Source organism: Amycolatopsis sp. TRM77291 (assembly GCF_054166285.1).
The window spans coordinates 7408272-7431086 of the sequence record NZ_JBSZHF010000001.1 but is presented as its reverse complement, the minus strand read 5'-3'; the positions used below and the strand labels follow the sequence as shown (position 1 = coordinate 7431086).

General features: G+C 69.0%; 22 protein-coding genes. 7 read left to right on the top strand and 15 right to left on the bottom strand.

Annotation, left to right across the window (positions count from 1 at the left end):
- Positions 1-25 precede the first annotated feature (25 nt).
- Positions 26-706, top strand: coding sequence for an MgtC/SapB family protein (locus tag ACXIZN_RS34700; RefSeq protein ID WP_457959155.1), 681 nt, complete (start codon positions 26-28; stop codon positions 704-706).
- On the opposite strand, the gene ACXIZN_RS34695 is transcribed toward ACXIZN_RS34700, so the two are convergent.
- Positions 703-1470 (bottom strand): SDR family NAD(P)-dependent oxidoreductase, encoded by a 768-nt coding sequence (locus ACXIZN_RS34695; protein WP_457959154.1) that lies wholly within the window; start codon positions 1468-1470, stop codon positions 703-705. The genes ACXIZN_RS34700 and ACXIZN_RS34695 overlap by 4 nt on opposite strands.
- A gap of 120 nt (positions 1471-1590) precedes the next feature.
- Between ACXIZN_RS34695 and ACXIZN_RS34690 the strand changes: the two genes are divergently transcribed.
- Positions 1591-2724 (top strand): hypothetical protein, encoded by a 1134-nt coding sequence (locus tag ACXIZN_RS34690; protein WP_457959152.1) that lies wholly within the window; start codon positions 1591-1593, stop codon positions 2722-2724.
- On the opposite strand, the gene ACXIZN_RS34685 is transcribed toward ACXIZN_RS34690, so the two are convergent.
- The 4 genes from ACXIZN_RS34685 to ACXIZN_RS34670 form a co-directional block, all read right to left on the bottom strand.
- On the bottom strand, positions 2725-3435 hold the full coding sequence (locus tag ACXIZN_RS34685) for a hypothetical protein (protein WP_457959151.1): 711 nt from the start codon (positions 3433-3435) through the stop codon (positions 2725-2727).
- 463 nt (positions 3436-3898) lie between these two features.
- Positions 3899-6496, bottom strand: coding sequence for an ATP-dependent chaperone ClpB (clpB, locus tag ACXIZN_RS34680; RefSeq protein WP_457959150.1), 2598 nt, complete (start codon positions 6494-6496; stop codon positions 3899-3901).
- Between the two features lie 88 nt (positions 6497-6584).
- Positions 6585-7769 carry an MFS transporter gene (locus tag ACXIZN_RS34675; RefSeq protein WP_126736117.1) on the bottom strand — a complete coding sequence of 395 codons (1185 nt, stop codon included), beginning with the start codon at positions 7767-7769 and terminating at the stop codon, positions 6585-6587.
- Positions 7770-7844: 75 nt separating this feature from the next.
- Positions 7845-8309, bottom strand: a complete 465-nt coding sequence (locus ACXIZN_RS34670) for a MarR family winged helix-turn-helix transcriptional regulator (protein ID WP_457959149.1) — start codon at positions 8307-8309, stop codon at positions 7845-7847.
- Positions 8310-8579: 270 nt separating this feature from the next.
- Between ACXIZN_RS34670 and ACXIZN_RS34665 the strand changes: the two genes are divergently transcribed.
- The 4 genes from ACXIZN_RS34665 to ACXIZN_RS34650 all read left to right on the top strand — a co-directional run bounded on the left by ACXIZN_RS34665 (position 8580) and on the right by ACXIZN_RS34650 (position 12840).
- Positions 8580-9785 carry a globin domain-containing protein gene (locus ACXIZN_RS34665; RefSeq protein ID WP_185927302.1) on the top strand — a complete coding sequence of 402 codons (1206 nt, stop codon included), beginning with the start codon at positions 8580-8582 and terminating at the stop codon, positions 9783-9785.
- A gap of 448 nt (positions 9786-10233) precedes the next feature.
- Positions 10234-11334 carry a globin domain-containing protein gene (locus ACXIZN_RS34660; RefSeq protein WP_457960679.1) on the top strand — a complete coding sequence of 367 codons (1101 nt, stop codon included), beginning with the start codon at positions 10234-10236 and terminating at the stop codon, positions 11332-11334.
- A gap of 160 nt (positions 11335-11494) precedes the next feature.
- Entirely contained in the window at positions 11495-12247 is a 753-nt protein-coding gene (locus ACXIZN_RS34655) for a lytic polysaccharide monooxygenase (protein ID WP_457959148.1), read from the top strand.
- Positions 12244-12840 (top strand): DUF305 domain-containing protein, encoded by a 597-nt coding sequence (locus tag ACXIZN_RS34650; RefSeq protein ID WP_457959147.1) that lies wholly within the window; start codon positions 12244-12246, stop codon positions 12838-12840. The genes ACXIZN_RS34655 and ACXIZN_RS34650 overlap by 4 nt, the downstream gene beginning before the upstream one ends.
- A gap of 452 nt (positions 12841-13292) precedes the next feature.
- On the opposite strand, the gene ACXIZN_RS34645 is transcribed toward ACXIZN_RS34650, so the two are convergent.
- The 7 genes from ACXIZN_RS34645 to ACXIZN_RS34615 form a co-directional block, all read right to left on the bottom strand.
- Positions 13293-13721 (bottom strand): heat shock protein transcriptional repressor HspR, encoded by a 429-nt coding sequence (locus ACXIZN_RS34645; protein WP_125679856.1) that lies wholly within the window; start codon positions 13719-13721, stop codon positions 13293-13295.
- Positions 13722-13726: 5 nt separating this feature from the next.
- Positions 13727-14899, bottom strand: coding sequence for a molecular chaperone DnaJ (gene dnaJ, locus ACXIZN_RS34640; RefSeq protein ID WP_457959145.1), 1173 nt, complete (start codon positions 14897-14899; stop codon positions 13727-13729).
- Between the two features lie 33 nt (positions 14900-14932).
- Positions 14933-15688: a nucleotide exchange factor GrpE gene (gene grpE, locus ACXIZN_RS34635; protein ID WP_457959144.1), complete on the bottom strand. Its 756-nt coding sequence runs from the start codon at positions 15686-15688 to the stop codon at positions 14933-14935.
- Positions 15685-17556, bottom strand: a complete 1872-nt coding sequence (dnaK, locus tag ACXIZN_RS34630; RefSeq protein WP_457959143.1) for a molecular chaperone DnaK — start codon at positions 17554-17556, stop codon at positions 15685-15687. Before dnaK ends, grpE begins: the two co-directional genes overlap by 4 nt.
- A gap of 166 nt (positions 17557-17722) precedes the next feature.
- On the bottom strand, positions 17723-19129 hold the full coding sequence (locus ACXIZN_RS34625) for an alpha/beta fold hydrolase (RefSeq protein ID WP_457959142.1): 1407 nt from the start codon (positions 19127-19129) through the stop codon (positions 17723-17725).
- Positions 19126-19797: a DUF4097 family beta strand repeat-containing protein gene (locus tag ACXIZN_RS34620; RefSeq protein ID WP_457959141.1), complete on the bottom strand. Its 672-nt coding sequence runs from the start codon at positions 19795-19797 to the stop codon at positions 19126-19128. The genes ACXIZN_RS34625 and ACXIZN_RS34620 overlap by 4 nt, the downstream gene beginning before the upstream one ends.
- A 26-nt stretch (positions 19798-19823) precedes the next feature.
- Complete coding sequence (locus tag ACXIZN_RS34615) at positions 19824-20591, bottom strand: DUF4097 family beta strand repeat-containing protein (protein ID WP_457959140.1); 768 nt, start codon at positions 20589-20591, stop codon at positions 19824-19826.
- A gap of 257 nt (positions 20592-20848) precedes the next feature.
- Between ACXIZN_RS34615 and ACXIZN_RS34610 the strand changes: the two genes are divergently transcribed.
- Positions 20849-21388, top strand: coding sequence for a YbhB/YbcL family Raf kinase inhibitor-like protein (locus tag ACXIZN_RS34610; RefSeq protein WP_457959139.1), 540 nt, complete (start codon positions 20849-20851; stop codon positions 21386-21388).
- 69 nt (positions 21389-21457) lie between these two features.
- On the opposite strand, the gene ACXIZN_RS34605 is transcribed toward ACXIZN_RS34610, so the two are convergent.
- The 3 genes from ACXIZN_RS34605 to ACXIZN_RS34595 are packed head-to-tail and all read right to left on the bottom strand — an operon-like array spanning position 21458 to position 22802.
- Positions 21458-21892, bottom strand: a complete 435-nt coding sequence (locus ACXIZN_RS34605) for a GNAT family N-acetyltransferase (protein WP_457959138.1) — start codon at positions 21890-21892, stop codon at positions 21458-21460.
- Positions 21893-21914: 22 nt separating this feature from the next.
- Entirely contained in the window at positions 21915-22475 is a 561-nt protein-coding gene (locus tag ACXIZN_RS34600) for a TetR/AcrR family transcriptional regulator (RefSeq protein ID WP_126736128.1), read from the bottom strand.
- Positions 22476-22802, bottom strand: a complete 327-nt coding sequence (locus ACXIZN_RS34595; protein WP_126736129.1) for a DMT family transporter — start codon at positions 22800-22802, stop codon at positions 22476-22478.
- Positions 22803-22815: the final 13 nt, after the last annotated feature.

Here is a 22815-nt window from a genome sequence, read left to right as displayed (position 1 = left end):
GTCGTCAGGCCGATGGCACTGTGGGGTGATGGTCTCGAACGGACAGGGCTGGCTCCAGATCGGTGAGCTGACGACGGCGTTCGCGCTTTCGGCGGCGATCGGGCTGGAACGGCAGCTCAGGGGCAAGAGCGCCGGACTGCGGACCCAGACCATCGTGGGCACCGCGTCCGCGTTGATCCTTTTGGTCAGTAAGTACGGTTTCGGCGACATCCTCACGAGCGGGCAGATCGTCCTGGACCCGTCCCGGATCGCGGCGCAGATCGTCTCCGGTGTCGGTTTCCTCGGCGCCGGGCTGATCATCACCAGGCAGGGCGCGACCCACGGGCTCACCACGGCCGCCGCCGTGTGGGAGACCGCGGCCATCGGCATGGCGGCGGGCGCCGGCCTGCTTCTGCTGGCGGTCGTGGTGACGGCGCTGCATTTCGTGGTGGTGCTCGGTTTCACCTGGCTGACCGGGCACCTGCCCGGCGGCACGGGCACGACCAGGCTTCGCGTGAGTTACGTGGACGGGCAGGGTGTCCTGCGCGACCTGCTGGCGCTGTGCACGAGCCGCCGATGGTCGATCACGTCCCTGCGGATCACCGACGACCGCGACGGTGAGGTGACGGTGTCGCTCGACCTCACCGGGCCCGGTCACGCCGCCGCGCCCACCGTGCTCGCCGCGACCGACGGCGTCCGCTCGATCGAAACCGCAGACGACGATTAGGTGCGGCCCTTGCCGCCGAAACCGCCGCCGAGCTTGCGCAGCACCGCCCTCGGCAGGAGCCCGCCGACCGCGACGAGCACCTTGTACTGCAGGCTCGGCACCGAGATCACCTTGCCACGGCGCAGATCCGCGAGCGCCTCGTCCACCACCTGTTCGACGCCGAGCCAGAACGCCTTCGGGCCGGGCTTGTCCAGTCCGGCGCGCTCGTGGAACTCGGTGGTGGTGAACCCGGGGCAGAGCGCCATCATGCGGATGCCGTCCGGCAGCGAGGCGGCGATGCCCTCGGTGAACGAGGTGACCCAGTTCTTGCTGGCCGTGTACGTCGAACCGCGGCCGCTGAAGAAGCCGGCGACCGAGCTGACGTTGATGATCGCGCCCTCGCCGCGGTCGATCATCCCCGGCAGCGCCGCGCGGGTCAGCCGCAGGACGGCGGTGACGTTGACGTCCAGCTGACGCTGCAGCGCGTCCGGCGGGATGGTCCAGAAATCGCCGTTGAGCCCGAAGCCCGCGTTGTTCACCAGCAGCTCCACGGGCGCTTCGGCCAGGCGGTCCTCGACAAGAGCCCGTCCGTCCACTTCGGACAGATCGGCGGGCAGGACCACGACGTCGACGCCGTGCGCCTCGACCAGTTCCGCGGCGAAGCCCTCCAGCCGGTCGACGTCGCGGGCGACGAGCACGAGGTCGTATCCCTCGTCGGCGAGCCTGCGCGCGAACTGCGCGCCGATGCCGGCGGTGGCGCCGGTGATCAGGGCGGTCTGTGTCATATCGGGAACCTACTCCTCGGTCGGGTTCCGGGAACACGTTCGGCTGGGGCATGCGTGAGGGTCACCCACCGTGGGGATTTGACGTGCAACCGCCGTAGCCGGGAAGTATTGTCCGGCCCCATGGGGAAGCACAGCAGGCGAAAGCCGAGCTACCTGCCCAAAGTCGCGGTCGGCGCGGCGCCGCTGGCGCTGTTGCTCGCCGGCCCGGCCACCGCGCTCGCCACCCAGACCGACCCGTCGATCCCGCTTCCTCTCGATCACCAGCGCGAAGGCAGCCTCGATCGCGGAGTCGGCTTCACCAGCGAAGACGACACGACCGTCTTTCGCGGCTTCTTGACCAACACCGAACGGAACGTCTTCAGCAAGGAAGCCGGCGACGCGAAGGCCGTCGCGGACGTCCGCCGCTCGGTGAGCGAGACCATCGAGACCCGCGACCGGGTCACCGCTCGTCCGGACAAGGTCGGCGCGCTCGCCGCGGCGAAGACGTCCGAGGCCGTCAAGCAGGGCCAGCGGGAAGCGGTGAAGGTCGACCGCTACGGCAGTGTCGTCGCCGGGAACGAGACCGAACTCGAACGCACCGGTGCACGCCTGACCGAGGTCGCGCTCGACCCGCGCACCGGCGTCCCCACCCTCGTGTCCGAGGACAGCCGCGCCCTTCGCGCGGCCGAGGGGACCTATCACGCTGTTCGCCCGCTGCCCGGCGTCGGCGTCATCAACGAGACGGAACAGCACACCGGCGGCACCCTCGACCGGGCGCTGGCGCTCGACGGCGGTTTCTCCGGTGACCTCGGCGGCGTGCTGGAGGCCGGGCGGTCGTCCGGACACGCGGTCGACGTCGGCCAGCTCGCCGCCGTCGGGTCGACCTCGGCGCAACACGGCAACGGCCGGTTCAGCGGCGTCCTGCCGCTCGGTGTCGGCTCGGGCGCGGGTTACGGCCAGGAGCACGCCCTCGGCGGCACGATCGGCCCGTCGACCGGGCTGGTCACCACCGATCAGGACGTGAATCTGGCGCAGCACGGCGCCGGGTTCACCGGATCCGGTTCACACACGATCAGCGGCGACCTCGGTATCGGTGACGTCGCGTCCGTCCGCGGCACCTCGACGTCGACCGTTCGCGGGGTCCTGCCCACCACCGATCCGGCTCAGGCAGGGCATCTCGCGCAGACCGGGACGCTCGACCTGACCCTGCTCGGCCGGCCGGCGCACACCGGTTTCATCGCCGGGGCGCTCCCGCTGGAGCTCGAGCGGTCCTGATCAGGCCTGGGGCTCGATGTCGTCGGTGGCATCGGCCTGCCAGTGGCGGCCGGGGGTCGAGGCGTTGTCGTACTCCTCGTCGAACGGGTCCACGATGTCGGCGATCTCGCCGAGGTCGCGCAGCAGCCGCTCGAGCCGCGAGGGCCCGGCGTTCGGGGCGACGCTCGCCAGCACCCACTCGTTCTCCAGCCACGCCACGCCGACGTCGCCGCCGAGCGAGTCCGCCGCGTCGACGAGGTCCTGCGTGATCACCTTGCGGGCACCCTCGGAGTCGTCCGCGAAGGCGTAGCGCTGACCGATCGGGCCGAGCATCTCGGGCATGCCCTGGCGCTGGAACGGCACGCTGGACAGCCACATCTCCAGCGGCACCTCGTGCACGCGGTTGCACCGCACGGCGACCACGACCGCCGGGATCTGGCCCTCGGTCTCGATGTCGAAGATGAAGACCGGACGCCGCCCGTCGGAGGTGAAGGTCGACCCGGCGACGACGTTGACCGCCAGCTGGGCACCGAAGTACCCGATCGCGCCGTTGGACCACTGCCGCGGCAGCCGTTCGTCCTCTTCGACGAACTGCCAGCCGCGCAGCTCGGCCCAGCGCATGCGCTCGCGATTGCGCGAGCCCTCCTTCGCCCGGTCGGCCGCGAGCAGCGCCAGCCCCGCCACCAAGGCGACGGCGGCGATGACGAACCAGATCCACGCCGGAATACCCACGCCGGTCAGGGTATCCCCTGCCCTCACCGGATGTGACCGCCGTGCGCCGTGTCGCGCCACCCCTTTCGGTGCCGCGTCCGGGAAAGACCACGAAAGACGCGGTGAAAGGTCGACAAATCGCTGTGTCGCCAACGTCATGAACGAGCCGGGCAGTCCACCCGCGTCACCGTCAGAACAGGCGAGCGGGTCGCGAAAGCCACTTTCGCGACGTCTGATGTCCCGAAAGTGGCTTTCGCGACATCGTCACCCAGCGGTCCCGGGCGGGCCACCGGCGGCTCGGGCTCGTTTGCTTTATCCGGCAAGGGAACCGGGTCTCGCCCAGGTGCCTACGGTCTGGCGATCGCGCGTGCTCAGGCGGGCGACACAGGTGATCGGCTGGGCACGCATGATCGCCGGATCTCGTCGGGCACCAAGGCGCTGAGTGGTAAAGACGGTTCTAACCGTCCTTACCACTCACGAGGCCTCAGTCCACCCGCGTGACCGTCAGTGCCTCCGACGCCTCCTGGGCCGGGATGTCCACCCGCACCGTGTCGCCGTCCCGGATCTCACCGGCCAGCAGCTGTTTCGCCAGCTTGTCGCCGATCGCCGACTGCACCAGCCGCCGCAGCGGCCGCGCGCCGTAGATCGGGTCGAAGCCGTTCAGCGCGAGCCACTCGCGGGCCCCGTCGGTGACCTCCAGCGTCAGGCGGCGCCGCGAAAGCCGCGTGGCGAGCCGCTCGATCTGGATGTCCACAATGGACGTCAGCTCGTCGGTGCCCAGCGCGTGGAAGACCACGATGTCGTCCAGCCGGTTCAGGAACTCCGGTTTGAACTGCCGCTGCACCACCGACATCACCGCGTCGTTGCGCTGACGCTCGTCGAGCGACGGGTCGGCGATGGCCTGCGAGCCGAGGTTCGACGTCAGCACCAGGATCGTGTTGCGGAAGTCGACCGTGCGGCCCTGGCCGTCGGTGAGGCGCCCGTCGTCGAGCACCTGAAGCAGCACGTCGAACACGTCCGGGTGCGCCTTCTCGACCTCGTCCAGCAGCACCACCGAATACGGACGCCTGCGCACCGACTCGGTCAGCTGGCCGCCCTGGTCGTAGCCGACGTAGCCCGGAGGCGCCCCGACCAGGCGCGCCACCGAATGCTTCTCGGCGTACTCGCTCATGTCGATCCGCAGCATCGCGCGCTCGTCGTCGAACAGGAACTCGGCCAGCGCTTTCGCCAGCTCGGTCTTGCCGACACCGGTCGGGCCGAGGAACAGGAACGAACCGGTCGGCCGGTCGGGGTCGGCGACGCCCGCCCGGGTGCGGCGCACCGCGTCCGAGACGACCTGCACGGCCTCCTTCTGCCCGACGACCCGCTTGCCGAGCTCCTCCTCCATCCGGAGCAGCTTGCCCGTCTCGCCTTCCAGCAGCCGTCCGGCCGGGATGCCGGTCCACGCGCTGACCACGTCGGCGACGTCGTCCGCGCTGACCTCTTCCTTGAGCATGACGTTCTGCTGGCTGACCTCGCTGGCCGCGGTCGCGGCCTCGAACTCCTTCTCCAGCGCGGGAATCCGGCCGTAGCGGAGTTCGGCGGCCTTGCCGAGGTCGCCGTCGCGTTCGGCGCGTTCGGACTCGCCGCGCAGCTGCTCCAGCTGCTCCTGAAGTTCGCGGACGCGTTCGATCGAGCCCTTTTCGTTCTGCCAGCGCGCGGTCAGTGCCGTCAGGGTCTCGCGCTTCTCGGCCAGTTCCGAGCGCAGCGCGGCGAGGCGCTCCTTGGAGGCGACGTCGTCCTCTTTGGACAGCGCCATCTCCTCGATCTCCATCCGCCGCACGGCGCGCTCGACCTCGTCGATCTCGACGGGCCGCGAGTCGATCTCCATGCGGAGCTTCGACGCGGCCTCGTCGACCAGGTCGATCGCCTTGTCCGGCAGGAACCGGGCGGTGATGTAGCGATCGGACAGAGTCGCGGCGGCGACCAGCGCGGCGTCGGTGATGCGCACACCGTGGTGCACCTCGTACCGCTCCTTGAGCCCGCGCAGGATGCCGATGGTGTCCTCAGTGGACGGTTCACCGACCAGCACCTGCTGGAAGCGCCGCTCCAGCGCGGCGTCCTTCTCGATGTGCTGGCGGTACTCGTCGAGCGTGGTCGCGCCGACCATCCGCAGCTCACCGCGGGCGAGCATCGGCTTGATCATGTTGCCGGCGTCCATCGCTCCCTCGCCGGTCGCACCCGCGCCGACGATGGTGTGCAGCTCGTCGATGAACGTGACGACCTCGCCCGCGGAGTCGGTGATCTCCTTGAGCACGGCCTTCAGCCGCTCCTCGAACTCACCGCGGAACTTGGCGCCCGCGACCATCGAGCCGAGGTCCAGCGCCACCACGCGCTTGCCGCGCAGCGACTCCGGCACGTCACCGGCGACGATGCGCTGGGCGAGCCCTTCGACGATGGCCGTCTTGCCGACACCGGGTTCGCCGATGAGCACCGGGTTGTTCTTGGTGCGGCGCGAGAGCACCTGCACCACGCGGCGGATCTCGGTGTCGCGGCCGATCACCGGGTCCAGCTCGCCGGCGCGGGCGCGCTCGGTCAGGTCGACGCCGTACTTCTCCAGCGCCTTGAACGTGCTTTCGGGATCCGCGCTGGTGATCCGCGCGGAGCCGCGCACCTTGGCGAACGCCTCACGCAGCGCGTCCGGGGTGGCGCCGTGCCGCTTGAGCAGCTCGGCCACCGGCCCGCCTTCGGTGGCGAGGCCGACGAGGAGATGCTCCGTCGAGACGTACTCGTCGCCGAGTTCGGTCGCCAGCTTCTGGGCGTGCGTCAGCGCCTTGACCGCGTTCGTGTCGAACTGCGGGCTCGACACGGTGGCGCCCGTCGCCGACGGCAGCGCCGCGATCAGCGGCTCCAGCTCCTTGTGCACCTGCGCCGGATCGGCCCCGACCGCGGTCAGCAGCGGTGCGGTGAGCCCCTCACCCTGCGCCAGCAGGGCGCCGAGCAGGTGCGCGGCCGCCACGTGCGGGTTGCCCGCCATCGTGGCCGCCTGCGCCGCCGACGAGATCGCCTGCTGGGTCTTCGTGGTCGGGTTGAAAGCGTCCATCCCTCACCTCGTACTAGGTCTTGCGAAGATCTGTCGACAGGTACAACGTCAGGAAAGTTGAGTCTGTTCCGCTCAACTCTGAAAAAATTCAGCCCCCGGTCGGGGAGACGGCCTCCGCGGGCAGGCGCGGACCCACCCGGCCGAGGCCGACGACGGCCGTACAGGCGCACGCGGCCACGAGCACCCACGGGATCCAGACTGCCACGGAGAACAACGCCACGACGGCCGGAGCGATCACCGCGGCGAGGGTGAACGCGTACTGGAAGGCCGCCAGGTATCGGCCTCGCGCCTCCGGCGGCGCCGCGGCTTCGGCCAGCGCCCCGGAGCGCGGGCCGAACGCGAGATCGCCCGCGGCCAGCACGAGGGTCGCCCCGAGCAGGTAAACCGGCTGGAAGACCTTCGGCACGAACACCACCGCGAGGCACGCCAGGCACCACACCGCGAACAACGCCGAGCCCGCGCGCATGGCGGCGATCCGGGTCAGCTTCCGGGTGAGCCGCAATCCGACGACTCCACCCAGACTGGTGACGACGGTGAGCAGCGCGATGATCGCGCCGGGGAGCCACCGGGGGCCGTGCAAGGCGTTGAAGACGTACACCGGCATCCCGATGAGGAAGAAGTCCATCGTGAGCGCGAAGAGGCCGCTGAAGACGATGAGCGCCAGGTACGGGCGGTTCCGCCAGACCCGCGCGGGCCCCGAGCAGCGCCGTGGGTGCCGAGGGGCGGGGGTGACCAGCGTCGAAAGGATGGCCGCGGCGATGACGAAGGTCGCGACGTCGACCATCACGGCGACGTACAGCCCCTCGCGCCCGATCCACACCAGCAGCCCGGCCGCCGCGAGCCCGCCCAGCCCGAAGCCGGCGGAGCGCACCATCGCGGCTTCGGCGAACGGGCGGTCCTTCGGCCCTTCGCCCGCGACGTCGGCGATGAGCGAGAACTGCGAGCTGTAGAACAACTGCTGCCCGGCCGCGAGCATGACGGTCGCGCCGACGACACCGGCGAACCCGTCGGCCAGCAGGAAGGCGCTCGCTCCGGCGGCCTGCAGGACATGGGAGCAGATCATCACCGTTCGCGGGCCGATCAGGTCGACGAGGCGACCCGCGATGGCCGGGACGAGCAGACCGGCGAACGCACCGAGAGTGACCGCGGTCCCCGCCTGGGCGAGGGGCAGACCCACCACACGGATGACGAAGACCAGCCCGAGCGGAAGGAAAAGGCCCGAGCCGAAGTTGTCGATTCCCAAGGCGACCAGCAACGCGACCCGGTTACGCACCGGTACGACGCTACCGGCGTCACGGCGCTACGAAAGGTCCGTTCAGTCAAGACCGGCGGGTAGGAACGGCAGCCGTCAAACGTCGCAGGTCCGGACGGACAGGGCCGCGCGGACGTCGGTGTTCATCTCCGCCAGCCGCGTGGTCAGCTCGAGGACCTTTTCGTCGTCCCAGTCACCGAGCGCGCGCTCCATGAACTCCAGGTACCCGGCACGCCTGCGGCCCAGTTCCGCGCGCCCGCGCTCGGAGACGCTGATGATCGACGCGCGGCCGTCCTCGGGCGCCGGACGGCGGTCCACCATGCCCGCCGCGGACAGCTGGGAGATTTGACGACTGATGACCGAAAGGTCCACAAAGCGTCGTTTGGCCAATTCGGAAGGACGCGCCTCGCCGTGCTTCGCCAGATCCGACAGCAGCATCGCGGCCGCCGGGTGCAGGCCGGGGTCGTCCTGCCAGGCCTGCATTATCCAGGCGTGCTGCAGCTGGGAGGCGGCCTTCAACTCACGCATCAGTTCGACTCTGGCGTCGTCGGCGGAGCTCATCGGTCCCTCCCGGCTACTTGTACAGTACAACTTTATTCGGCGACACTTGCGTAAGACAACTATTTACCTCGTGAGATCGCCCACTGCCGACCGGTTTCGAGTACACCCGTCCGGAGCAACGATGCGGGCAAAAGGGCTCTCGGCGGCTAGTCTCGCGAACGAGCCGGAATGAGCCGACCGGCCCGACAGCCACTGACCGGAGAGGTGAATGATCCGTGAATTCTTCTCCAGTGGTCCCTCGTACGTGAACCTGGGGAACCGTCTTCCGGCATGCGCTACCCGATCAGCGACTCCCAGCCCGTGACGGCCGACGCGGTCAGCCCGGTCCCGCGGTCCTCCGCGCCGCGCGAAGCGCCGCCCGCGGTCACCGCGATGGTGCGGCTCATCCGGGACACCTGGGCGAAGTCGGAGCCCTTCATCCCGGAGATCTCCCAGTTCTTCTACGGGATGCTGTTCACCCTCGCGCCGGCGACCCGCGACTTCTTCCCGATCAACATGGAGGTCCAGCGCGGCAGGCTGGTCCGCGCGCTGGTCCACATCGTGCAGATGGTCGACCGGCCCGACGACCTGGTGCCGTTCCTGACCCAGCTCGGCCGTGACCACCGCAAGTTCGGCGTCATCCCGCGGCATTACGAAGCCGTCGGCACCGCGCTGCTCGCCTCGCTCAAGAACCACCTCGGTCCGGACTGGACACCCGAGGTCGAGCGGGCCTGGGCGGAGGCGTTCACCATCGTCGCCCGCGCGATGCAGGAGGCCGCCGCGGCCGACGTCAACCCGGCGTCGTGGTCGGCCACCGTGCTCGAACACCGGCGGCTCACCTGGGATCTCGCCCTGGTCCGCGTCCAGCCCGAATTCCCGGTGCCGTACCAGCCCGGTCAGTACATGAGCGTCGAAGTACCGCAGCGGCCACGGCTCTGGCGCTACCTGTCGCCGGCGAACGCGCCGCGCGAGGACGGCGGCATCGAGTTCCACGTGCGCGCCGTCGACGGCGGATGGGTGTCACGCGCCATCGTCAGCCACACCCAGCCCGGCGACGTCTGGCGGCTGGGGCCGCCGCTCGGCAGGCTTTCGGTCGACCGGACCGACGGCCGCGACGTCCTGATGATCGCCGGTGGCACCGGCGTCGCGCCGCTGCGCGCCATCCTGGACGACCTCGCGCAGTGGGGCGAGAACCCGAAGGTCCAGTTGTTCTACGGCGGACCGTCGCGTGAGGACCTTTACGACCTCGACGAGTTGCGCGCCCTCGCGGCCACGAACCCGTGGCTCACCGTGACCCCGGTGGTCGAACGCGGTGAAGAGGCCCCCGGCTGCGTGCAGGGCACGCTCGCGGAAGCCGTTACCCAGCAAGGATCCTGGCCGGGTCACCGGATCCTCGTCGCCGGTTCGCCCGCGATGATCCGTGCGACGGTGTCCCGGATGCTGGTCGCGGGCAGTGCGCTGGACCAGATCGCGTACGACCCGTTCACCATCGACTAGCAATTCGAATCCGCAATGGTGATCAGTCACCGGCCGCATACCGTTACGTGACCCCGTAATCACAGAGAAAAACCCACCCGATCGGCGGATCACGCTTTGCGCCGGGCGTGGCGAAAACCACTGGTGAGCAAGGGAAATCCGGCCTGCTTGATCACCTTTACTTAGTGCCAGACGGGGTTGACGGCGCGTATATCGTTTGCTCCGTTCGAGCGGGAAACAACCATTCTTGGATCCTTTCGCGACGTTCGGGCATACAGTCGGGAACCCGCGGGGGAACACGAGCACGATGACATCGGGTCTGGAGAATATGCCCGATCCAACTGGAGAAAATCGTTCACCCATGACTGCCGAAACAGTGAAATACGAGCATCCACCGAGTCCGTCGAGATCTTCACCGATTCCCGTCCCGCCCTTGACCGAAACGCCGTCGGCGGACAAGACCGTCGAGATGGCCAAGCTCATCAGGGAGAGTTTCGCCGCCGTCGAAACGAAGGCCGAGGAGTTGTCCCAGTACTTCTACGGCGTGCTCTTCTCCGTTTCGCCGGACGCCAGGGCGTTGTTCCCGATCAACATGGCGACGCAGCGAAATCGTTTGCTGCGCGCACTCGTCTACGTCGTCCAGATGGTGGACCGGCCCGACGAACTGGCCACGTTCCTCGGGCAGCTCGGCCGGGACCACCGGAAGTTCGACGTCCTCGGCCGCCATTACGACGCCGTCGGTGTCGCGCTGATCGCCGCGCTCAAAAGGTTCCTGAAGGACGACTGGACGCCGGAACTGGAAGACGCCTGGGTCACCGCGTACGGCGTTATTTCGAAGAACATGCGCGAGGCCGCGGGCAAGGAGATCGGGCCCGCGTGGTGGAAGGCGACCGTCGTCGAGCACCGCCTCGCCTCCCGCGACGTCGCCGTGATCAAGGTCCGCACCGAGCAGCCGCTCCCGTACCGCGCCGGCGGTTACGTCAGCGTCGAAGTCCCGCAGCGGCCGCGGATGTGGCGGTACTTCTCGCCCGCCACCGCGCCGCACGACGACGGGACGATCGAGTTCCACGTGCACGCCGTGCGCGGCGGGTGGGTCTCCCGCGCGATCGTCCACCACACCCGGCGCGGCGACGTCTGGCGGATCGGCCCGTCGCTCGGGGCGCTTTCGGTACAGCGCACCGAAAGCCGTCCGCTGCTGATGATCGGCGGCGGCACCGGCGTCGCGCCGCTGCTCGCTCTGCTCGACGACATGTCGCGCTGGAGGAACAACCCACCGGTGCACCTGTTCTTCGGCGGCCGCCGCCCGGAAGACCTCTACGCCCTCGACGAGCTCCGCGGCCTGACCGTCACCTGCCCTTGGCTGACGGTGACCCCGGTGACCGAGGAAGGCACCATCGCCGGCGGCGACCGCGGCACGCTTGCCACGGCGGTCACCCAGCGCGGCGCCTGGAAGGACCGCGACGTGTACGTCGCCGGGTCGCCGTCGATGATCCGGGCGACGATCGCGAAACTGCTCGCCGCGGGCACGGATCTGGCGCGGATCAAGTACGACCCCTTCACCCTGGACTGAGCCGGTGCGCCGTTCGTATTAGGCCGATCGGCTGTTCCACCTGGGCCCGACGCAGCAGTAGGTCAGTGAATCATTGACCACGGTCACCGGCGGATTTATGGTCTAGACCACATTGCTCCCCCTCACGGGAACACCGTCGTTCCATCCCCCAGGAGCCGGCATGACCGTCAAACGCAAGCTCGTGGCAGCCGCCGCCGGTGCGATCCTCGCCCCGATCGCCATCGTCGCCATCCCCCAGGTGGCCAGCGCCCACGGCTACGTGCTGTCCCCGCCGAGCCGCCAGGCGAACTGCGCCCAGGGCAAGGTTTCCGGCTGCGGCGCGATCGTCTACGAACCGCAGAGCGTCGAAGGTCCCAAGGGGCTCCGCAGCTGCAACGGCGGCCTTCCCGGATTCGCCGAGCTCAACGACGAATCGAAGCCCTGGCCCGCCGCGTCGGTCGGCAACAGCGTGACCTTCAACTGGAAGTTCACCGCCTACCACCGGACCACGAACTACGAGTACTACATCGGCGGCACCAAGATCGCCGACATCAGCGGGAACAACTCCGCGCCGAAGGACCCGACTTCGCACACGGTGAGCCTCAACGGCTTCAGCGGCCGTCAGAAGGTGCTGGCCATCTGGAACATCGCGGACACGCCGATGGCCTTCTACAGCTGCATCGACCTGCAGATCGGCGGCGGCAACCCGCCGACGACCAGCAACCCGCCGAGCACGTCGAACCCGCCCACGACGTCCAATCCGCCCACCAGCACCACCAACCCGCCCGCCGGCGGAACCTGGGCGGCCGGGACGTCCTACACGGTCGGCAGCACGGTGACCTACGGCGGCGCCACCTACCGGTGCCAGATGGCGCATACGGCGATCCAAGGCTGGGAACCGCCGAACACCCCCGCGCTGTGGACCCGGCAGTGAAGCTGGCCCTCGTTCTCGTCGCCGGTCTCGTGGCCCTCGCGGGCTGCGGGGCCGGCGACGGCTCACCGACCAACGCCGGCGCCCCGATTTCCCCGGTCCCCCAGTCGGCGGCGGCGTCCGCGCAGTACAACGACGCCGACGTGATGTTCCTGCAGATGATGATCGCCCACAACAACCAGGGCGTGGAGATCGTCAAACTGGTGAAGACCAAGCAGGGGCAGAAGCAGGAGCTGACGAATCTCGCGGCGGCCATCGAGGCGACGCAGCAGACCGAGACCACCGACATGCGGAACTGGCTGAAGGCCTGGGGCAAACCCGAGACGGGCTCGGCGGACCCGCACGCGCACCACCATCACGGTGGCGACGGGCTCACCGACAAGGGGCTGCTCGAAGCACTGTCCAAAAAGGATGGCGCGGAATTCAGCCTCGACTTCGCCGACATCTTCGTCGCGCACCAGCACAACGGGGTCGCGCTGGCGAGGACCGAGCTGAAGGACGGCAAGAACCCGGAGGCCAAGGCGCTTGCCCAGCGGATCATGGACTCGCGCACCGGCGAGGTCCAGCAGATCCGGACCCTGGTACCCGGCCAATGACGCATTTAGTCCGCTAAATGCGTGGGTGAGAGGCAAAGCGACCGTGTCGCGAAAGCCACTTTCGGGACATCAGACGTCGCGAAAGTGGCTTTCGCNCTCTGTCCGGTGGTCCGTTCTGGTGCTTTCGGCGGCGGGTGGTGCGCTGACGCTGGCCCATGCGGCGTGAGACGCCGCTCGGCTCGCGACCGCGTGGCGGCCATGTCGCGAAAGCCACTTTCGGGACATCAGACGTCGCGAAAGTGGCTTTCGCGACACGTCTCGGGCGTGAGGTTCACGAGAGGGAGCAGGTCGGCGGCATAGCGCAGGACCCCTCGGGACAGAGGCCCTGTGACCACCTGGCTCGACGCTCGCCCCTGACGCCCGCCGGTGTTGCGAAAACCACCTTCGCAACGTTGAAGGTTGCGAAGGTGGCTTTCGCAACCTGCCACCTTGCTTGGCCCGCATTTAGAGGACTAAGTGCGTTTTTTGGGCTTCCAGACCACGAGCGCCGTCTGCTGCCGCAGCGGGACGAGGTCTTTGCGGTAGGAGGCGTGCACGGCCGCGGCCGTCTGTTCGGCGGCGACGTACGCCGCCGTGAGCTCGTCGGTCAGTTCGGCGATCCGCGCGCGGAGCGCGTCGACCTGGTTCTCCAGCTCGATGATCCGCTTGATGCCCGCGAGGTTGACACCGTCCTCTTGGGACAGTCGCTGCACTTCGCGCAGCAAAGCGATGTCCCGCATCGAGTAACGGCGTCCGCCACCGGAGGTCCGGCCCGGCGACACGAGACCCTGGCGGTCGTAGGACCGCAGGGTCTGCGCGTGCAAGCCGGAAAGCTGCGCCGCCACCGAAATGACGAACACGGGGGTGTCCTCGTCCGCACCGTGCGGCAGCCCGCCGAACATCGTGCTCACCTGCCTTCGAGAAGTTCGGTGATCTCCGGTCGCGGATCGTGGCCCGCCATGGCCTCCGCGTAGGCCTCCAGCGCTTCACGGGCCTTGTCGTCCAATTTGGCCGGGATGGCCGCCTGCAGGGTGACCAGCAGATCGCCCTGCGAACCGTCGCGTTTCGCGATTCCCTTGCCGCGCACCCGGAGCACGCGACCGCTCGCCGTGCCTTGCGGCACCTTCAGCGAGACCTTGCCCTCCAGCGTCGGCACGGTGATCGTGCCGCCGAGGGCCAGTTCCGAGAAGGACACCGGCACGGTGATCGTCAGGTCGAGGTCCTTGCGCCCGAACACCGCGTGCGGAGCGACGTGCACGCGGACGTACAGATCACCCGGCTGCGCGCCGCCACGGCCCGGTTCACCCTGGCCGGCCAGCCGGATCCGCTGGTCGTCGGCGACGCCCGGCGGGATCCGCACGGTCAGGGTGCGGGTGCGGGTGCTGATGCCCTCGCCCGCGCATTCCGGGCAGGGGTCGTCGATGATCGTGCCGCGGCCGCGGCAGTCACGGCACGGCTCCGAGAACGCGAACGCGCCCTGGCTCCGGCTGACCAGCCCGCTGCCCTGGCAGGTCGCGCACGTCCTCGGCGAGGTCCCCGGCTTCGCGCCGTTCCCGCCGCAGGTGGAACAGGTGGCCGGGCTCGACAGCCGCAGCGGCAGGGTCGCGCCCTTGACCGCCTCGGCGAAGTCGATCCGGACGTCGGTCTCCACGTCCGAGCCGCGCTGCGGCCGGTTCGCGGTGGCACCGGCGGCGGCGCCGCGGCGGCCGAAGAGCCCGCCGAGGATGTCGCCGAGACCGCCGAACCCGCCCTGCTGCTGACCCGCCTGGCCGAAGATGTCGCCGACGTCGAAACCGCCGCCACCGCCGGCCCCCGGGAAGCCGAAGCCGCCGGGGCCGCCGGAGCCGAAGAGGCGGCGGGCCTCGTCGTACTCCTTGCGCTTGGACGTGTCGGAAAGAACGCCGTACGCCTCGGAGACCGCCTTGAACTTCTTCTCGGCCTCCACGTTGCCCGAGTTGGCGTCGGGGTGGTTCTCCTTGGCCAGCTTGCGGTAGGCCTTCTTGATCTCGTCCGCGGTGGCGTCGGAGGAGACGCCCAGCTCACGGTAGAAGTCCTTACCGATCCATTCCCGTGCACTCACCGAACGTCTCCTCCTTTCACGCCGTATCGCCGATCAGCGGTTGTTCTCATCGAAAAGTTCGCCCTCGAGCGGCAGTTCGCCACCCACGGGCGGGTCAACCGGAGCGTCCTGCGCCGCCGGGGCGGCACCGGGCTCGTGGTCGGTGACCCCGACCATCGCCGGGCGCAGCACGCGCTCGCCGAAGCGGTAACCACGGCGCATGACCACGGTGACCGTCGGGCCGGAGACGTCCGGCGACGTGCTGTGCTGGACCGCCTCGTGGACGCTCGGGTCGAAGGGCTCGCCCTCGGTGCCGAACGCTTCGAGGCCCGACCGCTGCAGGCTTCCGACGAGCTTCTCGCCGACCGACTTGAAGGCGCCCGTCAGATCGCCGTGCTGCTCCGCGCGCTCGAGGTCGTCGAGCAGCGGGAGCAGATCGTTGACGACCGACGCCTTCGCGCCGGCGACGACCTGCTCGCGGTCGCGGTCCACGCGCTTGCGGTAGTTGGCGTACTCGGCCTGGAGACGCTGGAGGTCGGCGGTGCGTTCCGCCAGCTCCTTCTCCAGCCCGGTGGCCACCGACACCGAGTCGTCCACAATGGACTCCCCGAGGCCGGGGCCCGCGTGGGCCGCGGGCTCCGGTTCGACGGTGTCTTCGGCCGGAGCGGCGTGCTTCGGGCCATCCTGGGTTTCGGCGGCCGGGGCGGCCGGGCGGACCTCACCGGTCAGCGGATCGATCCGCCTACGGTCCCGCACGACCACCGGTTCCTCCGGGCCCCGGCCCTCGGTTTCGTCGTAGCGTCCCGTCACTTCTTGTCCTTCTCGTCCTCTTCGACGATCTCGGCGTCGACGACGTCGTCCGCCTTGGCCTGCGAACCGGCGCCCGCGCCCGCCGCACCGGCGGCGCCTTCACCGGGGGCACCTTCGGCGCCCGGGGTGGCGTTGGCGTAGAGCGCGGTGCCCAGCTCCTGCGAAGCGGTGTTCAGCTTCTCGATGGACTCGCGGATCTTCGCCGAGTCGGTGCCCTTGAGCGCCTCGTTGGCCTCGTCGATCGCGGACTTCACCTTGCCCTTGAGCTCGTCGGGCAGCTTGTCCTCGTTGTCCTTGACGAACTTCTCGGTCTGGTAGACGAGCGTCTCCGCCTGGTTGCGGGTCTCCGCCTCCTCGCGGCGCTGCTTGTCCTCCTCGGCGTGCGCCTCGGCGTCCTTGACCATGCGCTCGATGTCGTCCTTCGGCAGCGCGGAGCCACCGGTGATCGTCATCGACTGCTCCTTGTTCGTGCCGAGGTCCTTCGCGAGGACGTGCACGATGCCGTTGGCGTCGATGTCGAAGGTGACCTCGATCTGCGGCACGCCACGCGGGGCGGGCGGGAGACCGGTCAGCTCGAACATGCCGAGCTTCTTGTTGTGCGCCGCGATCTCGCGCTCACCCTGGAACACCTGGATCTGCACCGAGGGCTGGTTGTCGTCCGCGGTGGAGAAGATCTCCGAACGCTTGGTCGGGATCGTGGTGTTGCGCTCGATGAGCTTGGTGAACACGCCGCCCTTGGTCTCGATGCCCAGCGAAAGCGGGGTCACGTCGAGCAGGAGGACGTCCTTGACCTCACCCTTGAGCACACCGGCCTGCAGCGCCGCGCCGACGGCGACGACCTCGTCCGGGTTGACGCCCTTGTTCGGCTCGCGGCCGCCGGTCAGCTCCTTGACCAGCTCGGACACGGCGGGCATGCGGGTGGAACCACCCACGAGCACGACGTGGTCGATGTCGCCGACGGCGACCCCCGCGTCACGGATGACGTTGTTGAACGGCTTGCGGGTGCGCTCGAGCAGGTCCGAGGTGATCTTCTGGAACTCGGCGCGGGAGAGCTGCTCGTCGAGGAAGAGCGGGTTCTTGTCCGCGTCCACCGTGATGTACGGCAGGTTGATGCTGGCCGAGTTCGAGCTGGACAGCTCGATCTTCGCCTTCTCGGCGGCCTCACGGATGCGCTGGAGCGCCATCTTGTCCTTGGTGAGGTCGATGCCGTTGGACGACTTGAACTTGTCGACCAGCCAGGTGACGATGCGCTCGTCCCAGTCGTCACCGCCGAGGTGGTTGTCACCGGAGGTCGCGCGGACCTCGACGACACCCTCGCCGATCTCCAGCAGCGAGACGTCGAACGTACCGCCACCGAGGTCGAAGACCAGGATGGTCTGTTCCTTCTCGCCCTTGTCGAGGCCGTACGCCAGCGCGGCCGCGGTGGGCTCGTTGACGATGCGGAGCACGTTCAGGCCGGCGATCTGCCCGGCCTCCTTGGTGGCCTGCCGCTGCGCGTCCTCGAAGTAGGCGGGGACGGTGATGACCGCGTCGGTGATGGTCTCGCCGAGGTACGCCTCGGCGTCGCGCTTGAGCTTCATCAACACGCGGGCGCTGATCTCCTGCGAGGTGTAGGCCTTGCCGTCGATCTCGGTCTTCCAGTCGGTACCGATGTGCCGCTTGACCGACCGGATGGTCCGGTCGACGTTCGTCACGGCCTGGTTCTTCGCCGGCTGGCCGGTCAGCACTTCGCCGTTCTTGGCGAAGGCGACGATGGACGGGGTGGTGCGGGAACCTTCCGAGTTGGCGATGACCGTCGGCTCGCCGCCCTCAAGGACAGCGACGACCGAGTTGGTCGTGCCGAGGTCGATGCCGACCGCTCGCGCCATGGTGTGATCCTCCTGCTAGTTCGTGACCTGCACGTTTCGGCCCACCTTGAGTGGGCTCAACGCAAGTTGTATCGGGATGATGGGGCTTCCGTCAAGCTGGACTTGAGTCACCCTCACTCAACCTTGTACCCGGCTCAACGAGCGGCGCGGCCGCCTTGTTCCCGGACTACCGGCAGACCGTGCCGGGAGCCGGTGTGACGCCGCTCACCAGGTACTTCACCTCTTCGGTGCGCACGCAGGCGGAGTTCAGCAGCCCCGTGTGCCCGTACCCGGCGTCTACCAGCAACGTCGAGTTCTCGATGTTCCGCGCGAGCCCCTTCGCCCAGACGAGCGGCGTCGCCGGATCGTGTTCGCCGCCGACCACGAGGATCGGCGCCGCGCCCGTCACCCGTTGCGGTCGCGGCAGGTACGCCGAAGGCACCGGCCAGCCGGCGCACCCGCTCGCCATGTCCCAGAACTCCGAATACCGCCAGCCGTGCGGCGAAAGGGTCTTCACCAGTCCCTGCATCGCCCGCATGTCGGCGTAGGAGGTGAACGGCGAGCCGAAGTCGTGGCAGCCGATCGCGCGATACGCGCCGTAGGACGGGTCGAGCTGGGAGTACGGCAGCAGTCCGTCCGCGTTCCCCGCCGTCGCGGCGTCGATCGCCTTCGCGAGATCCGGCCAGAACGCCGGGAGAATGAGGCTGCCGTAGACGCCGGCCGCCATCTCCTCCGCGGTCACGTTCCGTCCGAGCTGTTTCGACGGCACGCCGCCGGGCGTCCGCATCAACGCGTCGTAGGTGGCGAGGACGTCCTTGCCGCGAAGCGCGCAGTCGGCCGACGTCGCGCACCACCGCGCGAAGTCCTTCAGCGCGCCCTCGGTCGCGATGGCCTCTTCGAGGACCGCCTGCCTGGTGGGCCGCGAGTGGTCGACGGCGCCGTCGAGCACCATCGTCCGGACTCGCTTCGGGTACTTCTCCGCGTACACGGCGCCCAGTTCGGAACCGTAGGAGACGCCGAGCCAGTTCACCTTCGGCTCGCCGAGGGCGACCCGGATCGCTTCGACGTCGTCCGCGGCCCGCCAAGTGTCCACAGAGGACAATCCGGGTCCGGTCCGCTTCAGGCACTCGCCGCCCGAAGCGCGGTTGTGCGCGAGAAGCTTGTCGTGATCGGCGTGGCTCCGCGGAAAACGGCTGACCGCCGGATCGTGCAGATCCGGTCCGCAGGTGATCGCGGGCGTGCTTTCGCCGACGCCGCGCGGATCGAACCCGATGACGTCGAACCGTTGCCGCACTTCGGCCATTTCCGGCTTGTCCAGCGCGAAACCGCGGCCGCCGTACTTCAGCACGGTGACGCCGGAGCCGCCCGGCCCGCCCGGATTCGTCAGCAGCGAACCGACGCGGCGCGCGGGATCGGCCGCGGGCAGTTTCGCCAGCGCGATCGAGAAACCGTCGCTCACCGGGAGGTTCGCGCATTCCAGCGTCGGCGCGTACTCGGTCGCGCACGGCTTCCAGCCGATCCCGGACGAGGCGGACGCCGGCAGCGCGGAAAGCGGCAGCAGGGTCAGCGCGGTGACCGCGGCCAGCGTCTTCATGCGGGCTTCACCGTGATCGAGCCGGTTCCGGACTGGAGGTCCAGGACGTTCGCCGAAGCCTGGTCCTGCCGGACGCCGCCGGTCTCGACCTTGCCGACCTCCGCCTTCGCGCGGACCTGGTACGCGCCGTCGGGAACGGACACGACGATCTTGCCGACCTCGGCGTTCGCGGTGACGGCGCCGGGCTTCGCGAGACCGACCTCGATGTCGCCGGTGCCGGTGCGCAGGTTGACGGGCCCGGACGTGCTCAGCACCTTGAGGTCACCCACGTCACCCTTCAGGTCGACGGAAGCCGCGCGGGCGAGCGTGATCTTGCCGGTGCCGATGGTCCCCGAGATCGCCAGCTCGCGCGGCACCACGACGTCGTAGTCCACGCCGCACTGCTGGCAGCCGCCGAGGACCAGCGTGCCGTTCTCGACGCTGTACGTCTTGCCCGGATTCTTGCCGTTGTACGTCACTTCGCGGCGCAGCGAGACGGGCGCGCCGTCCTCGACCCGGAGCGTGACCGCGCCGACCGGGACGTCCACCCGGATCGCGGTGACCTGCTCGGTGACGGGCGCGCCGTCACTCAGCTTCTGCTGGAATTCCCCTGTGCAGCCGACGATCCCGAAGGCGGTCAGCGCGCCGAGAGCGAGCGCGCCGAGGACGCGCTTCTCCTTGTTCCCCATGAGAAAATGTTCCCCCGATGTATCCGTCAGGCCGCTTTGACCTTGACGCTTCCGCTGTCGGTGTTGAGATCGAGCTTGTGCTGGGCCGAACCGGACTGGTTCACGTCGATGTCGCGACTGCCACTGCCGGAGGCGCCGGTGACGTTGTACTCGCCGGCCGGGACGGTGACCTCAACCGAACCACTGTCGGTCTGCGCGGTGACGTCGGCGCCCTTGACCAGTTCGAGTTCGATGCGGCCGCTGTCGGTGCGGGCCTCGACGTTGCCGCCGAGCCGTTCCCCCTTGATGGCTCCGGAAGCGGCCTGCACGGTGACGGCCTGGCCGATGTTCGCCAGTTCGACGCGGCCCGCGTCGGACCGCACCTTCACCGTGCCCGGCACATCCGCGACGGAAACCTCGCCGGAGTCCACCGTGACGTCCACAGTGGACACCCCGGCGACGTCGAGTGCCCCCGAATCCAGCTTGCCCGAGACCGGGACGCCCGCCGGGACCACCACGTCGTAACGAACCTCGCAGGTGGTGCCGCAGCCGGCGAGGACCAGGGTGTCGCCTTCCACGCGGAAGGCGTCGCCCGGCTTGCTCCACCGGTACTGGAACTCCTGGTGGATCCGGACCGGCCCCTCGCCGGTGCGGATCTTGACCCGGCCCTCGTCGTTGTCGATCCGCACGCTGCGGATCGGCTGGGTCACCTCCGAGGTGGCCTCCGCGTCGGACGGCCACCACCAGCCGAGGCCGGTGAGGGCACCGACGCCGATCAACGCGATGCCTCCGATCGCGAGGAGTGGGCGCGCCATGGTCTTGAGTCCCTCCAGAGCAGGTTTTCGTGTAGCTCGACGCTAAGGGCAGCGCGGCGGGTTGGACATAGGGGTAACCCCCGGATTCGTCCCTGATCCCGCGCCAGGGCTCTCGGGGTCCTAGGCGCTGTCCGGCAAGTCGTGTTCGCGGTCTTCGCGCCCAGGCGGCCCCTGACGGCATCCCGAAGCCCATCGAACAGACTCGCCGGACAGCGCCTAGCCTGGCTCCGTCATCTGTTCGACGATCAGGAGGACGCATGCCGCAGGCACCCGATCCGTACGAATTCCTGCCCGATCTGCCTGCCTTCACCTTGAGCAGCACCGACATCGAGGAAGGCGGCTTCCTGCCGACGCCCCAGCTTTCCGGGATCTTCGGCGCGGGCGGCGAGGACCGTTCCCCGCAACTGTCGTGGGAGGGCTTCCCCGAAGGGACCAAGAGTTTCGCCGTGACCTGCTACGACCCCGACGCCCCGACGGCGAGCGGGTTCTGGCACTGGGCGGTCTTCAACATCCCCGCGTCGGTCACGGCATTGGCCGCGAACGCGGGCGACGAGACGGGTTCCGGTCTGCCGGAGGGCGCTGTCACCCTGAAGGGGGACGGCGGCGTGAAGCAGTTCCTCGGCGCCGCCCCGCCGCCCGGGCACGGGCCGCACCGGTACATCTTCACGGTGCACGCGGTCGACGTCGAAAAGCTGGAAGTCGGCGAAGACGCTACGCCTGCTTTCCTCGGCTTCAACCTCTTCAGCCACGCCATCGCCCGGGCGTCGCTCACGGCCCTGCACGAGAACAAGGGCTGAACCGGCTTCCGTGAAGGCCTCCTTCCCTACCCTGAAAGTAGGGAAGGAGGCCTTCACGGACTTGGCCGTCTAGACCTGCCCGTTCGCCCGGCTCCGCTCCATGTACTGCCCGTCCGGCGGGTCACCGAAGCCGAACCGCCGGTACAGCCCGTGCGCGTCGGCGGTGTGGAGCATCCACCGGAACTCCGCGCCCGGCCCGTTGTCGATCATCTCCCGGACCAGCTCCTTGCCGATCCCCGTGCCGCGCGCCTCGCCGACGACGAAGACGTCCGCGAGATAAGCACTGCCGATGGTGTCCGAGAACGCCCGCGCGAACCCGACCAGCCTGCCGCTCGAAGTTTCGTACGCGCCGACGACCCGCCACGCGTTCCGGAAGACCTTCTCGACCTGTTCGCGGTCTCGCCACTTGCCCCAGTAGACCTCGGTGGACAGGTGCTTCCACACCACGTCGAGGTCCAGCCGTGCCGGGTCGTCGTCCAGTTCGTAAGCGCCGACAGTCCTCATGATCCGAACGCTACCCAGCAGGTCAACGAGGTTTCAGCAGGTAGTCCACCACCGGCCGCAGCTCGTCGGCGGACGGCGGTTCGTCGTCGATGAGGCCCTGGATGAGCAGGCCGTCGATCCCGGCCAGGAAGACCCGGAACGCGACCTCGTCGTCGTGCCGGACCATCGAGGTCAGCACGTCCAGCCAGCGCCGGGCGGCGGGCCGAAGCTCGGGTTTGCGCGCGGCCAGCAGGTACAGCTCGTACTCCGCCATCGTCCGCCCGCGGCGCGGGCCCAGCGCCTCCGCGAGCAGCCCGGCGACCTCTTCCGCGCCGCGGCTGCCGCGCGAGCGGGCGCGGTCGATCATCCAGTAGACCTCGGTCGCCATATCCCGCGCGCACGAGATGAGGGTGGCGATCAGCAGGTCGTCGAGGCTGGAGAAGTGATAGGTGGTCGACGCCGTCGGCACGCCGGCCTCGGCGGCGACCGTCCGGTGGGTGACGCCGGCGACGCCGTCCCGTTCGATCACCCGCAGCGCGGCCGCGATGATCTCTTCGCGCCGCTTCTCGCCCCTGGCCTTCCGGCCGTCGACCTGGATCTTCACTTAGTGCGCGCCTCCTGCCTCGATCAGCACGACGCCGCCGATCACCAGCACCAGCCCGGCGATCACCGAGAGGTTGACTGGCTCCTTGAAGAAGACGATGCCGACGGCCGCCACCAGCGCGACCCCGGCCGCGGCCCAGATCGCGTAGGCGACGCTCACCGGCACGCCCGCCTTCAGCACGTACGCCAGCGCGACGAACGCGAAGGCGTACCCGGCCACGACGACGATCGACGGCCCCACCTTGCTGAAACCCTCGGAAAGTTTCAACGAGACCGTGGCGGTTACCTCAGCGGCGATGGCCAAAGCGAGGAGAAGGTACGCACCCATGTCACAAAAACTA